Source organism: Promicromonospora iranensis, from assembly GCF_028994775.1.
GTDB lineage: Bacteria > Actinomycetota > Actinomycetes > Actinomycetales > Cellulomonadaceae > Promicromonospora > Promicromonospora iranensis_A.
On record NZ_JAJQMN010000002.1, the window covers coordinates 110,934 to 124,558 of the forward strand.

At 72.6% G+C, this 13,625-nt stretch carries 9 protein-coding genes; 2 read left to right on the top strand and 7 right to left on the bottom strand.

Annotated elements, in window-relative coordinates; genetic code table 11:
- Positions 1-66: 66 nt before the first annotated feature.
- The 3 genes from LUU90_RS03385 to LUU90_RS03395 form a co-directional block, all read right to left on the bottom strand.
- Positions 67-1,362: an ABC transporter substrate-binding protein gene (locus LUU90_RS03385; RefSeq protein ID WP_275001867.1), complete on the bottom strand. Its 1,296-nt coding sequence runs from the start codon at positions 1,360-1,362 to the stop codon at positions 67-69.
- A gap of 70 nt (positions 1,363-1,432) precedes the next feature.
- Positions 1,433-3,379: a DUF2264 domain-containing protein gene (locus tag LUU90_RS03390; protein ID WP_275001868.1), complete on the bottom strand. Its 1,947-nt coding sequence runs from the start codon at positions 3,377-3,379 to the stop codon at positions 1,433-1,435.
- Complete coding sequence (locus LUU90_RS03395) at positions 3,376-4,398, bottom strand: hydroxyacid dehydrogenase (protein ID WP_275001869.1); 1,023 nt, start codon at positions 4,396-4,398, stop codon at positions 3,376-3,378. The genes LUU90_RS03390 and LUU90_RS03395 overlap by 4 nt, the downstream gene beginning before the upstream one ends.
- Positions 4,399-4,572: 174 nt before the next feature.
- Between LUU90_RS03395 and LUU90_RS03400 the strand changes: the two genes are divergently transcribed.
- Positions 4,573-6,456 carry a heparinase II/III domain-containing protein gene (locus tag LUU90_RS03400; protein ID WP_275001870.1) on the top strand — a complete coding sequence of 628 codons (1,884 nt, stop codon included), beginning with the start codon at positions 4,573-4,575 and terminating at the stop codon, positions 6,454-6,456.
- A complete protein-coding gene (locus LUU90_RS03405; protein ID WP_275001871.1) occupies positions 6,453-7,667 on the top strand; it encodes a substrate-binding domain-containing protein in 1,215 nt (404 codons plus the stop codon). The genes LUU90_RS03400 and LUU90_RS03405 overlap by 4 nt, the downstream gene beginning before the upstream one ends.
- A 156-nt stretch (positions 7,668-7,823) precedes the next feature.
- On the opposite strand, the gene LUU90_RS03410 is transcribed toward LUU90_RS03405, so the two are convergent.
- From LUU90_RS03410 to rhaI, 4 genes are read right to left on the bottom strand one after another with little or no spacing between them, the layout of a single operon-like run.
- On the bottom strand, positions 7,824-9,296 hold the full coding sequence (locus LUU90_RS03410) for a rhamnulokinase (RefSeq protein WP_275001872.1): 1,473 nt from the start codon (positions 9,294-9,296) through the stop codon (positions 7,824-7,826).
- 44 nt (positions 9,297-9,340) lie between these two features.
- Positions 9,341-11,437, bottom strand: coding sequence for a bifunctional aldolase/short-chain dehydrogenase (locus tag LUU90_RS03415; protein WP_275001873.1), 2,097 nt, complete (start codon positions 11,435-11,437; stop codon positions 9,341-9,343).
- Positions 11,434-12,420 carry an alpha/beta hydrolase fold domain-containing protein gene (locus tag LUU90_RS03420; protein WP_425596173.1) on the bottom strand — a complete coding sequence of 329 codons (987 nt, stop codon included), beginning with the start codon at positions 12,418-12,420 and terminating at the stop codon, positions 11,434-11,436. The genes LUU90_RS03415 and LUU90_RS03420 overlap by 4 nt, the downstream gene beginning before the upstream one ends.
- Complete coding sequence (gene rhaI, locus LUU90_RS03425) at positions 12,408-13,583, bottom strand: L-rhamnose isomerase (RefSeq protein ID WP_275001875.1); 1,176 nt, start codon at positions 13,581-13,583, stop codon at positions 12,408-12,410. Before rhaI ends, LUU90_RS03420 begins: the two co-directional genes overlap by 13 nt.
- Between the last annotated feature and the right edge of the window lie 42 nt (positions 13,584-13,625).

Consider the following 13,625-nt stretch of genomic DNA (forward strand, 5'->3'; position numbering starts at 1 on the left):
GGTCCGGGACCGCGCACCCGGGTTCGGCAAGGGCTGCCGAACCCGGGTGCGCACGTCTCAGGGCGCTCAGCCGACCTCGTTGGCGACGCGCTCCTCGGCCTCGGTGATCGCCTCGTCCACAGGTGTGGACTCGGACATGACCGCCGAGTGCATCTCACCCAGGATGGTCTGGATGGCTGCCGTGTTCTGACCCACCGGGTTCTCCGGCAGCGTCTCGTGCGTGGTGTAGGAGAACCGGGACAGCTCGTCCTGGGGCACACCCTCCAGCGAGAAGATCGCGTCCGCGACCGTGTCGTCGATCAGGGCCGGCGTGATGCCGATCCCGGCGAGCGCCGCGGCACCCTCGGGGCCGGCGGCGAAGCTCAGGAAGTCCTTCGCCGTCTCGACCTTGGACTCGTCGATCCCGGCGTTGATGCCCATCGTCGTCGGGTCACCGAAGGTGACCGGCGTGTTCTCGGTGCCGGTCGTCGACTCGTCGAGCTGCGGGATCGGCGCGATGCCCCACTCGAACGTGTCCGCCGCACCCGACTCCTGCTCGGCCACCAGCGTGCCGATGTACCACGAGCCCATCGGCATCATCGCTGCCTTCTGGGTACCGAACTGCGCCTGGTAGGTCAGCTCGTTCGTGGTGACGGTGGCGTAGGACGGCTGCGCGCCGGCGTCCTGCAGTGCGAGCTCACGCTCGTAGTACGGCGCGAGGAACGAGAAGTCGCCGCCGTCCAGCGCCGCACCCTCGGTCTGCGCGAGCGCGAAGCCCTGCACGGTGGACTGCCAGCTGTGCAGGTAGGTGCCGGTGACCGACTTCTCGTCGACGCCTTCGGTCAGCTCCTCCGCGGCGGCGGCGTAGTCGTCCCAGGTCCACGACCCGTCCGGCAGGTCGACGCCGGCCTTCTCGAACAGCTCCTTGTTGTAGTAGAGCAGCCACGAGTCCTGGCGGTAGGGCACCGCGTAGGTGGCGCCGTCGACGGCCATCGGCTCCAGGCCGCCCGTCTCCGGGTCGAGCTCGGCCGCCACGTCCGAGATGTCGAGCAGCGTGCCGCCCTCCTGGAACGTGACGTAGTTCTTCAGGTTCTTCACGATGAAGACGTCCGGGGCCGCGCCCGCGGACAGGTCAGCGGTGAGGGCCGTGTCGTAGTCGTCGCCCGCGGGGTACTCCTTGAGCTCCACGGTGACGTCCGGGTTCGCCTCCTCGTACGCGTCGGCGAGCGTCTGGAACTCCGGCGTGGACGCGAAGTCCCAGCCGGCCAGGCTGATGGTGACGGGGCCTTCGGGGGCCTCCGGCTCGGACTCTCCGCCGCACCCCGTCAGGGCCAGCGACGCGGCGGCGGCAACGCCGAACGCGCTCATGATCTTGCGGTTCATTCCTACTCTCCTTCGAGTAATTCCGCTCCCGCGACGCCTTGATGGCGGTTGCCGGGAGCGGCGTGTGTGGTCAGGGCAGGTTTGCCGTGGTCTGTTCCCCGTCCGGCCAGGTCACGGCGGCCTGTCCGGCGGTGAGCTCGAGACGCGGCTGCCCGATGGCGGGCGTGCGCGCCAGGTGGATGCCGACGGCGACCCAGCCGTCGGGGACCGGTGCGTACCGCGACCAGGGGGTGGTCGTCGGACCGGCCAGCGGTGTGGCGTCGTCAAGGGTCGTCTCGCCGTACACCGGCGCGACGTCGCCCAGCAGCGGTACCAGCGTCGAGACCAGACCCGGACCTGCGGCCCAGCCGCCGATCCGCAGCGCCGTGGGCTCCGGGGTCTCCGAGGTCTCCGGTGCCGAGACGCGCACCAGGCGCACCTCCCACGCGCCACGGACCAGGGACACCGTGGTGATCCGGCCCGCCGGGGTCGACGTCCCGGGACGGCCCGAGCCATGGTCCGGAGCGGTCGGGTCGACCTCGATCCAGTGGGCGTCGGCGGTCGAGGCGAGCACGGCGGCGGTCGAGGCACCGGTGGCCGAGGTCTCGGTCCCGGTCTCGACATGCTCGACCAGCGAGGGCTCGACCAGCGAGGCGTACGAGAGCTCGAAACCCGTGCGGTGCGTCGCCCGGCCCTCGGCGTCGAGCAGCACGACCGACTGGTCCAACGGTGAGGTCCACGCCTCGGCGTCGAGCAGCGGCGAGGTCGCCGTCGAGTAGCCGAAGCGGGCGTACAGGGGCGAGTCGCCGCCGTCCGCCCCGGGTACCGCGTGGTCGGTGCCGTGGTTGATCACGCGGACCACGCCGTCCTCGCGCGTGGCGCTGATCGCCCAGCCGGGCGCGGCGGCAATCGTGAGCACGTCGCCGGCGTCCACCGGAAGCGGCTCGGGAGCGGCGGTCCACACCTCGTGGGATGCAGGGAGCGCGAGGCCGAGCAGGCCCTTGCTCGCCCAGTAGGGCGATCCGGTGCCGCTGTACCGCTGCGCGATGGGGCGCCACGGCTGGTGCCACCCGAGAGTGAGGAGCCCGTCCGGACCAGGCACCTCGTGGTCGGCGAAGTACCGCACGATGCGTGTCGCCGCCTCCCGGAGCTGTCCTGGCCGGCCCACACCCGCATAGGCACCGGCCCAGAACGGCGCCGCGGCCGCGAACCGGTAGGTGAGGCTGCGTCCCTGGATGAGCGGGGCGCCGTCGGAACCGACGAGGGCGAACGCGTCGTCGAGGTAGCGCGCCAGGTGCTCCCGGTCGACTACCGACCGGGCACTCAGGTCGTCGCCTGCGGCCGCCGCGACATCTGCGGCACCCGACATCTGCGGCCACAGGGCCGGGTACAGGTGCAGGGCCCAGCCGGTGTAGTGGTCGAAGCTCCGCTCGGGGCCGTCGGCGAACCAGCCGCCGGGACGACGGAACCGGTCGTGCGCGGCGAGGTCGTGCGCCACGTCGTCGGCGGAGAACGGGCCACCGACCGACCGCAGGAACGTCTCGACGACGATCCGGAACCAGACCCAGTTGTTGTCCGGGTAGTCCGGGTCGCCCACGACGGAGGCGAGGTACTCGACCGTCCGTTCCTGCACGTCGGACGACAGGCGGTCCCAGATCCACGGCCGCGTCATGTCGAGGATGAGGGCGAGCGAGGCTGCCTCCACCTTGGCCTGGCCGTGCTCCTCGGGCCGGGTCCAGCGCTCGGGGTGCGTGGAGTCGGTGCCCGCGGCCAGCCCGGCCGCGTACCGTTCGGCGAGACCCGTCGGGTCCGCGCCGTCCTCCCCCGCGAGCCGGAAGCCGGCCAGCAGGAATGTGCGGGCGAAGCCCTCGAGGCCGTCGACGGCAGTGCCGTACCCGCCGGGCTTGCCGGGCAGCGTGATGAGCGACCCGCTCGGCGACGCGTACGGCCGCACCCCGGCGAGGAGCCGGTCGGCGTAGGCGGCGAGCCAGGCGCGGGACTCCTGCCCGGTCCGCAGGTCGGGGACGTGGCCGGTCATGCGACGAACTCCATGTCGGCGCGGGTCACGACGCTCCGCGGGGCGTCGCCCCGCGCATACCGCTCCAGCTCGTCGAGCGCGGCAGCGGTCATACGCCGCGTCTCCGTCCCGAGCGACCCCGCGATGTGCGGTGTGATCATGACGTTCGGCAGGTCGTACAGCACCGACGACGCCGGCAGCGGCTCCGGCTCGGTGACGTCGAGCATCGCGTAGATGCGGCCCGTCTCGCACTCGCGCTCCAGCGCCGCCGTGTCCACGACCGCGCCCCGCGCCGTGTTGATCAGGGTGGCGCCGTTCGGCATGAGCGCCAGCTCGCGCGCACCGATCAGCTTGCGCGTCGAGGGCAGCTCGGGTGCGTGCAGCGAGACGATGTCGGACGCGGCGAGCAGCTCGTCGAGCGGCACCAGCCGGGCGCCGGCCTCGGCCACGGCGGCGGCGTCCGCCAGCGGGTCCGCAACCAGGATCTCGCGCGTCTCGGGGCCGGAGCCGGGCACGGTCAGCCGTGCCACCACCTGACGCCCGGTCCGCGAGAAGCCGACGATCCCTACCACCCGGTCACGGTTGGAGAGGACGTCGTGCTCGCCCAGGTAGGACCAGTCGTCACGCCGGGTGCGGGCGATGTTCGCGAGGAACGGCGCCTTCTTGCCCGCCATGAAGATCGCGGCCACGGTGAACTCCGCGACCGGCAGCGCGTTCTCGGCGACGGCGTTCGTGACGAGGAGCCCGCGCTCCCACACGGCGTCGGACACGAGCGGCCGGACCGTGCCCGCGCAGTGCAGCACCGCGCGCAGGTTCGGGGCGAGCTCGAGCACCTCCGCGGTGATCCGGGGAGCACCCCACGAGGTGAGGAGCACCTCGACGTCGGCCAGCCGTTCCTTGGCCTCGGGCGTGTCGTAGGCGGTGACGCGCACCGGCTCGCCGAGCCGCGCGAGCTCACGCAGCCGGGTGTCCTCCTCAGGACCGAACTGCATACGCCGCGCTCGGTCATCCATGACGAGCAGGACCTCAGGTCGCCGCACCACCGCTCTCCTCTCCATCGAGTCACACGTTCGCCTGATCATCTAGACGAACAGTTCCGATCAACTACGATCGGACGATGGCCCATTGAAGCCCACGCGATACCGCCTTGGCAAGCCCCTGGCCCCGGACCGGGAATTCCTATACGATCATTTTCGATCACTGGAGGACAGCACATGACAGCAGCGCCGCTGCCTGCGCCTGACGTCACCGACCGGGGCTTCTGGGCATCCGGACGGGTGGCCGAGGCCCTCATGCCCACGCTCGCGTCAGCCGACGCCGAGCGCGGCACCCCCTGGCCCCAGACCCTCGCCTCGCAGTACGCCCGGTTCTTTCGCGACGGCGACCGCACGGTCTACGAGGCACACGTCGCCGCCCGGCACACGCGCCTCACCCGCGCGACGCTTGCGGCACTGCTCGACCCGCGTACGGACCGCATCGACGAGGTCGTCGACGGGATGCTGCTGCTGTGCGAGCAGTCGACCTGGTGCTGGGCGGCGCACGACGACACGTGGTCACGCCTCGGCAGGGTCACGCCCACCGTCACCGAGCCATACCTCGACCTCGGGGCAGGCGAGGTCGCCGCGCAGCTCGCGTGGATCGACCACCTGCTCGGGCCGGCGCTCGACGAGCGCGCGCCCGGCGTACGGTGGCGGATCCGGCAGGAGACGCAGACCCGGGTGCTGCGGCCGTTCACCGAGCGGCGCGACTGGTGGTGGCTGGGCGTCGGTCACCAGATCATGAACTGGAGCCCGTGGATCCAGGGCAACGTGCTCGCCGCCAACCTCGCGCTGGAGGAGGACCCGGTCCGGCGTGAGGCGGTCTCGGCGCTCGTCGCGGAGGGGATCGCCGCCTACTGGGCGTCGCTGCCCGCCGACGGTGGCGTCGACGAGGGTTATCACTACTGGTGGCAGGGCGCCGCCCGCGCGCTCGAGGCACAGGACCTGCTCGGATCGGCCGGGATCGAGCCGGAGCCGGCCGCGCTGGACCGGATCCGCGCGACCGTCGCCTTCCCGCACTCCATGCACCTCGGCGGCGACTGGTACGTCAACGTGGCCGACGGCGCCGCGCGTCCGCTCTCCACCTGGCCCTGGAACGTCGTGCACGCATGGGCGCGACGCGTGGGGGACGACGCCGCCGCACAGCACGCGGCCTCCTACCGCGGGCAGCCCGGCGGCCTGTTCGACGAGCGCGCGTCCCTCCCCCGGGCGGTCCGGATGCTGTCCGACGCCGCGTGGGCTCAGGCCCCCGCGGTCGCTCCGCCCCTGGTCGGGCGTGCGCACTTCCCCACGACCGGGCTCACGGTGGTGCGCTCGGCACCCGGATCGACCCAGGGCCTCGCGATATCGGTCAAGGGCGGGCACAACGGCGAGAACCACAACCACGTGGACGTGGGCTCGGTCATCGTGGCGCTCGACGGCGTGCCCGTCGTGGTCGACGCCGGCAAGCCCACGTACCGCGCGGAGACCTTCGGACCGGACCGGTACGACCTGTGGGTGGTCCGCGGCGACTGGCACAACGTCCCCCGGGTGCGCGGCGTGGAGCAGGCGCCCGGCGGGCAGTTCGGCGCCCGCGACCTCCAGGTGTCGGACGGCGGGGCGGACGTCGGCCCCTGGCGCGCGCGGGTGGATCTCGCCGGTGCCTACCCCGTGGATGGGCTCGAGCACTGGTGGCGTGAGGTGGCGCTGGACCCGGCCGCCGAGACACTGACCGTCGAGGACTCCTGGACGTACTCGGGCACGGGTGGGCCGACGTCCGCAGACGGCTCGACGGCGTGGCACTGGCTCATCGCCGGTGACGTCACACTCGTTGCCGGCCGGGCTGTGGCCCGGTTCACCCCGGACGGCGGCCCGGCACCGGCTCGCGCACTCGCCCTGACCTGGGATGCTGAGGCCGCCGACGCCGAGGTCGAACGACGCGAGCTGGACGACCCGGAGCTGGCAGTCGTCTGGGGCGGACATCTGACCCGGTTGCGGCTGACGGCGCGTACCGAGACGCATTCGGGCACGTTCGGGGTAACCATGAGACCCATCGGGTCCGGACCGCAGGAGGTTGCATGACTGAGGAAGCGCCGCTCCCGAGCGAGCGTCGGGCGCGCCTCATCGCGCGGGTACGGGAGACCGGTTCGGCGCGCGTGAGCGACCTGTCGCGCGTGCTCGGCGTGACACCGGTGACCGTACGGCGCGACCTGGCCCTGCTCGTCGGCGAGGGCGTCCTGGAGAAGGTGCACGGCGGTGCGCGCATCCCGGCCCGCGACACAGGGCTGGGCGCGCGCGTCCCGGCCCGCGGCACGGGCCTCGGCGCGCACACCGGCGCCAGCACCGGCATCGTCCAGCCCGACACGGCGCCCTCCGGAGGTACCGACCAGCTGACGATCGGCATGGTCGTGCCCTCGATCGACTACTACTGGCCCGAGGTGATCCGCGGCGCGCGGGACGCCGCGCACGGAGCAGCGCGGCTCATCCTGCGCGGCGCGTCGTACGAGGTCGACCAGGTGAGGCGGCAGGTTGCCGCGCTCGTCGGGGACGACGGCGGACCGGGCGTCGACGGCCTGCTCGTGGCACCCCCTGTCGACGGTCCCGAGGCCGCCGACCTCGGCGAGTGGCTGGCCGGCCTGAACCTCCCGGTGGTGCTGATGGAGCGGCGCCTGGCGACCGGCCCGTACCGCGAGCCGCTGGAGTCCGTGGCCACCGACCACGCGCTCGGCTCCGGCATGGCCACCCGGCACATCGCGGAGCGCGGGCACCGGCGGGTGGGGCTGGTCACGTCGCGGACCAGCCCGACGTCGGCCGCCGTCCGGCGCGGCTTTCTCGCGGTGGCGGACGAGCTGGGACTCGACGTCGTGCTCGACCTGGAGACGGTGCCGCTGTTCGACGCCGACTGGGCGGACGAGGCCGCCTCCGTGCTGGACAGGTGCGCGGGGGCCGGAGCGACGGCACTCCTCGTGCACTCCGACCGGGAGGCGATCTCGCTGGTGGAGCAGGCGCAGGAGCGCGGCATGCGGGTGCCGGCGGACCTCGCCGTGGTTGCGTACGACGACGAGGTCGCCGGCCTGGCCGATCCGCCGCTCACCGCGGTGCGACCGCCCAAGGCGGCGATCGGCGCGGGCGCACTGGAGCTCCTGACGCGCAGGCTCGCTGCTCGGGCGGACGCCGCTGCCGCGCGTGACAGCGACGGCGGAGACGCGGTGACCGGAGCAGACCGGCCGGTACACCGCATCGAGCTGAGCCCACGCCTGATCGTGCGCGCGTCGAGCGCTTCCCGCGTGTGAGGCCGGGGCGCACGTCGAACACCCACCACGCTTGAGGCGGGGGAAGGACCAACGCCGGGGAGTGTGTTGCGCTCAGTACACAACGTCTACTGAGCGCAACACACCTGCCCCGGACATGCGTCGCCAGTCCTGTCCCCTGGCTTCCCGGCTCGGGGCTCAGGGCTCAGGGGCGTAACGCCGAAGCGTGACGCTCGCGCGCACCACATCGCGGAGCGCCGTCAGGCCCCCTGACACGACGCCGACCGCACGCGCCTGCACGAGCACGTTCCCGAGAGCCGTCGCCTCGACCGGTCCCGCGACGACAGGCAGCCCCGCCGCCTCGGCGGTGAGCCGGCACAGCAGCTCGTTCTGCGACCCCCCACCGACCACGTGCACGGCATCCACAACCACGCCGGCCAGCGACGACGCCTCCGAGATCGCCCGCGCGGACGCGGCGGCGAGGCTGTCGAGGATCACGCGGGCCAGGGCGGACCGCGTGCCGGGGACATCGACGCCCAGCCGGGAGACGGCCTCCCCGACCCGGCGCGGCATGTCCCCGGGGGCGAGGAACTCGTCACCGTCGACGTCGATGAGGCAACGGCCGCCCGGCTCCGTAGCGGCCTCGGCGAGCAGGGCGGTCAGGTCGACGGGCGCGCCGTCCTCCGCTGCCCAGGCCCGCACGCACTCGTCGAGCACCCACAGCCCCATGACGTTGCGCAGGTACCGCACGGTCCCGTCGAGCCCGAGCTCGTTGGTGAAGTTGGCGGCGCGGCTCGCCTCGGTGAGGACAGGAGCGGGCAGCTCCAGCCCGACGAGCGACCACGTGCCCGACGAGATGTACGCCGCCGAGTGCCCGAGCGGGGCGGCCGCGACGGCGGACGCCGTGTCGTGCGAGGCGACGGCGAGCACGGGCACCTCGCCGAGCCCGGTCGCCTCCCGCACCTCGGGCAACAGGTGCCCGACGGCGGCGCCGGGTTCGACGAGCTCCGGCAGCCGGGCCTGGAGGCCGACGAGCCCCGGATGGCTCGCGGCGAGCCGGTCGAGCAGCTCGGCCGACCAGGTGCGTGACCGGGCGTCGAGCAGCCCGGTCGTGGACGCGTTGGTCACCTCTGCGACCCGGCGGCCCGTGAGCCAGAACGTGATGAGGTCGGGCACCAGCAGCAGGTGCTCGGCCTTCCCCCACTCGCCGGCGGAGCCGAAGACCCCCGCCACCAGCTGGAACTCCGTGGTGAACGGCAGGTGCTGCAACCCGTTGACCGCGTAGTGGTCGGCGAACGGGATCTGCCGGTACACCTCGTCGGCGACCCCGTCCGTGCGCGGGTCGCGGTAGCAGTACGGGTCCGCCACGAGCTCGCCGGCGGTGTCGAGCAGCCCGTAGTCGACGGCCCACGAGTCGACGCCGATCCCGCGGATCGCAACGCCCCGCTCGCGCGCGACGTCACCCGCGGACCGCAGCCCGTCGAGGATGCCGCTCCACAGCGCACGCACGTCCCAGCGCAGCTCACCGCGCTCATCGGTCACCGGCCCGTTCGGGAACCGTCCGCACTCGACGAGCTCGGCCCGCCGGCCGTCGACCACACCGAGCATCACCCGCCCGCTGGTCGCGCCGAGGTCGATCGCGACGAACCCGGTCTCGACAGGCTCGACCAACGAACCAGGCTCGACCAACGAACCGGGCTCGACCAACGAACCGCTCACCGCAGGAACGCCGCTGCCACGCCCGCGTCGACGGGCACGTGCAGTCCGGTCGTGTGCGAGAAGTCCGAGGTGCACAGCGCGAACACGGCGGACGCCACGTTCTCGGGCAGCACCTCCCGCTTGAGCAGCGTGCGCTGCGCGTAGAACTCGCCCAGCTTCTCCTCCGGCACCCCGTACACCGCTGCCCGGTTGGCACCCCAGCCGGACGCGAAGATGCCAGACCCGCGCACGACGCCGTCGGGGTTCACGCCATTCACCCGGATGCCGTGCTGCCCCAGCTCGGCGGCGAGCAGCCGCACCTGGTGCGCCTGGTCGGCCTTGGTCGCCGAGTAGGCGATGTTGTTCGGCCCCGCGAACACGGAGTTCTTCGAGGAGATGTACACGATGTCGCCGCCGAGTCCCTGGTCCACCAGCACCCGCGCGGCTTCACGTGAAACCAGGAACGAGCCCTTGGCCATGACGCTGTGCTGCAGGTCCCAGTCGGCCTCGGTGGTGTCGAAGAGCGACCGCGACAGGGACAGGCCCGCGTTGTTCACCACGAGGTCCACACCGCCGAACGCAAGCACGGCCGCACGGATCCCGGCCTGCACCGCCGCCTCGGACGACACGTCCATGGCGACGCCGATCGCGACGTCCGCCGACCCCAGCTCCGCGGCTGCGGCGGCGGCCTTCTCGGCGTCCAGGTCGGCGACCACGACGCACGCGCCCTCGGCGGCGAGCCGCTGCGCGATCGCCTTGCCGATGCCCAACGCCGCCCCGGTCACCAGGGCGACCCGCGTCGCCAGCGGCTTAGGCGCTGGCATGCGCTGCAGCTTCGCCTCCTCGAGCGCCCAGTACTCGATGCGGAACTTCTCGTCCTCGGCGATGGGTGCGTACGTGGAGATGGTCTCCGCGCCACGCATCACGTTGATCGCGTTGACGTAGAACTCGCCGGCCACCCGCGCCGTCTGCTTGTTGCGCCCGTACGAGAACATGCCCACGCCGGGCACCAGCACGATCGCCGGGTCGGCGCCACGCATCGCCGGCGGCTCCTCGCCACGCGCCCGCGCCGCCTCCGCGCCACGTTCGTAGTACGCCGCGTAGTCCGCACGGTAGGCGGTGTGCGCCTCGCGCAGGGCGGTGACCGTCTCCTCCACGGTGGCCGACGTCGGGACGTCCACCACCAACGGCTTCACCTTGGTGCGCAGGAAGTGGTCGGGGCACGAGGTGCCGAGCTCGGCGAGCGGCAGCAGCCGCTCCCGTGCGAGGAGGTCCAGCACGACGTCGGAGTCGGTGAAGTGGCCGACCTGCGGCGCGTCCGCCGACGCGATGCCGCGGATCACGGGGGCGAGCGCTGCCGCGCGGGCCCGGCGCTCGGCGTCGGGCAGGGGCTCGTAACCGGGGCGCACGGCGCCGAAGGGGTGCACGCCGTCGGCCGCGAGTGCCGCCGTCCGCGTCTCGATGAACGCCTCTGCCCGGCGGATGATGTCGAGCGAGCGCGCCTCGCACTCCTCGCTCGTGTCGCCCCAGGCGGTGATGCCGTGACCACCCAGGATGCAGCCGATGGCCTGCGGGTTCTCCGCCTTGATCGCGGCGATGTCCAGGCCGAGCTGGAAGCCGGGGCGGCGCCACGGCACCCACACGACCTCGTCGCCGAAGATCTCGCGGGTGAGTGCCTCGCCGTCGGCCGCGGCGGCCACCGCGATGCCGGAGTCGGGGTGCAGGTGGTCCACGTGGGCGGCGTCGACCAGGCCGTGCATCGCCGTGTCGATCGAGGGCGCCGCACCGCCCTTGCCGTGCAGGCAGTAGTCGAAGGCAGCGACCATCTCGTCCTCGCGGTCCACACCCGGGTACACGTCGACGAGCGCCCGCATCCGGTCCAGGCGCAGCACCGCCAGGCCCTTGGCCCGGAGCGTGCCGAGGTCTCCCCCGGAGCCCTTGACCCACAGCAGCTCCACGGGCTCGCCCGTCACGGGGTCGGTGGCGTGCCCCTTCGCGGACGTGTTGCCGCCCGCGTAGTTGGTGTTCCTGGGATCGGCGCCCAGCCGGTTCGAGCGGGCGACGAGCGAGGTGACCGTCGGGTTGTCTGTCGCGTCGGCAGTCTGGTTCGTCATCGGGCTGCTGCTTCCGTTTCGGGTCGGTGCCCTCCGTCGGTCGAGCTCGTCGGGACCGAGGTCCCGGCGAGCTCGGCCGGCGGGGGCGTTGCGTCTCGGTGGTGCGGTGGTTCGTGCGACGTGCCGACGAGCCCGTCGGCGGTGAGCCAGGTCGCGATGCGCGCGATGCTGCGTGCCGCGCCGGCGGTGTCGGGCTCGTTGAGGTGGCCGTGATAGGTGCTGTCCTCGCGGACGAGCAGCACGTCGACCCCGGCGGCGGCGAGCTCGGCGCAGTAGGCCTCGCCCGAGGACCGCAGCGCGTCGTGGTCGGACGTGACGACGAACGTGGGCGGCAGCCCGCGCAGGTCCTGCCCTCCGGGGTGGGCGTAGGGGGAGAACGGGAGGTCGCTGTGGCCGAGGTAGTTGGCGCCCATCGCGCGCATCGCCTCGGGCGGGAAGTCCCGTTCTGGCGGCAGCGCCGCGATCTTCTCGGCGAGCTCCGGGCTCGGCGTCGGGAGCTCGTAGTGCGCCACGGGGTAGGCGAGCACGATGGACCGCGGCAGCGGTCCGCCCGTGTCGCGCAGGCGCAGCGACGCGCCGGCAGCCAGGTTGCCGCCGGCGCTCGCCCCACCCAGCGACCAGCGGTCCGGCCCGACGCCGAGACCGGCGTCCCGCGCCCAGCCGTAGGCGAACGTGACCTCCTCGGACGCGACGGGGAACCGCACCCCGCCGGCCGCGTCGGCCGTGTCCGGGTCCCGGTAGTCGAGCTCGGGTGCGAGCTGGTAGTCCACGCTCACGACCACGACGCCGACGGCCGCTAGGCTGCGCGCGACCCAGTCGGCCTCCGGCATGTCGAGGTCGCCGTGCATGAAGGCGCCGCCGTGCGCCCACACCAGGCCGGCCACCCGCCCGACGTCGGCCGCGGGCTCGTAGACCCGCACCCGCAGGTCGCCGTGCGGGCCGTCCAGCACGCGGTCCGCGACGGGGACGCTCACGCGCCCCATCCGGCCTGGGCGCCTCCGACCCGCTCTGCGGCGATCTTCTCGGCATAGCCGGACGCCGCGAAGGCGGCGGTCGGGTTCGGTTCCAGTCCCATCTCCTCGCGCACCTCGGCGACGAGCGGCCGGACGTCGGTGTCGTACGCGTCCATGAGGACGGCGTGCGCGCCGAGCACGTCACCGGAGAGCTGCGCCGCCGTGAGCGCCTCGACGTCGACGAGCAGGGCCTTCGCCGTCGCCTCCTGGACGTTCATGACCGACCGGATCTGGGCGGGGATCTTCGGCTCGATGTTGTGGCACTGGTCGAGCATGAAGTTGACACCGCTGTCCGGAGCGTGGGCGCCGGCGGAGACGATCTCGTGCATGATCCGGAACAGCTGGAACGGGTCCGCGGCGCCGACCATGAGGTCGTCGTCGGCGTAGAAGCGGCTGTTGAAGTCGAACGCGCCGAGGCGGCCCTGGCGCAGCAGCTGCGCCACGATGAACTCGATGTTGGTGCCGGGGGCGTGGTGGCCGGTGTCGAGCACCACCTTGGCCCGGTCGCCCAGGGCCATGACGTGCAGCAGGGACGTGCCCCAGTCCGGGACGTCGGTGATGTAGAACGCGGGCTCGAAGAACTTGTACTCGAGCACCATGTGCTGATCGTCGTCGAGCGCGCCGTAGATCTCGCTCAGCGACTCGGCGATCCGGTCCTGCCGGGCCCGGATCGAGTCCTGGCCGGGGTAGTTGAGACCGTCGGAGAGCCAGACCTTGAGGTCCTTGGAGCCCGTCGCCCGCATGACGTCGATGCACTGCTTGTGGTGGTCGACCGCCTTGGCCCGCACCCGGGGGTCCGGGTGGGCGAGGGAGCCCAGCATGAAGTCGTCGTCCTGGAAGACGTTCGAGTTGATCATGCCGATCCGCACGCCCAGGCCCTCCGCGTGCCGCGCGAGCGCCTCGAAGTCGTCGACCAGGTCCCAGGGGATGTGCAGACTGACCCGCGGGGCGACACCGGTGTACTGGTGGACCTGCGCGGCGTCGGCCACCTTCTCGAACGGGTCGCGCGGCACGCCCGCCTGGCCGAAGACCTTGAACCTCGTCCCCGAGTTGCCGAACGCCCACGACGGCAGCTCGATCGTCTGTTCCTTGAGCGCGGCCTTGGCTTCCGCGACACGTGTGGATGCCGCCATGGCGTCCTCCCTCTCCGCGCACTCCCTCGTGCACACCTTGAA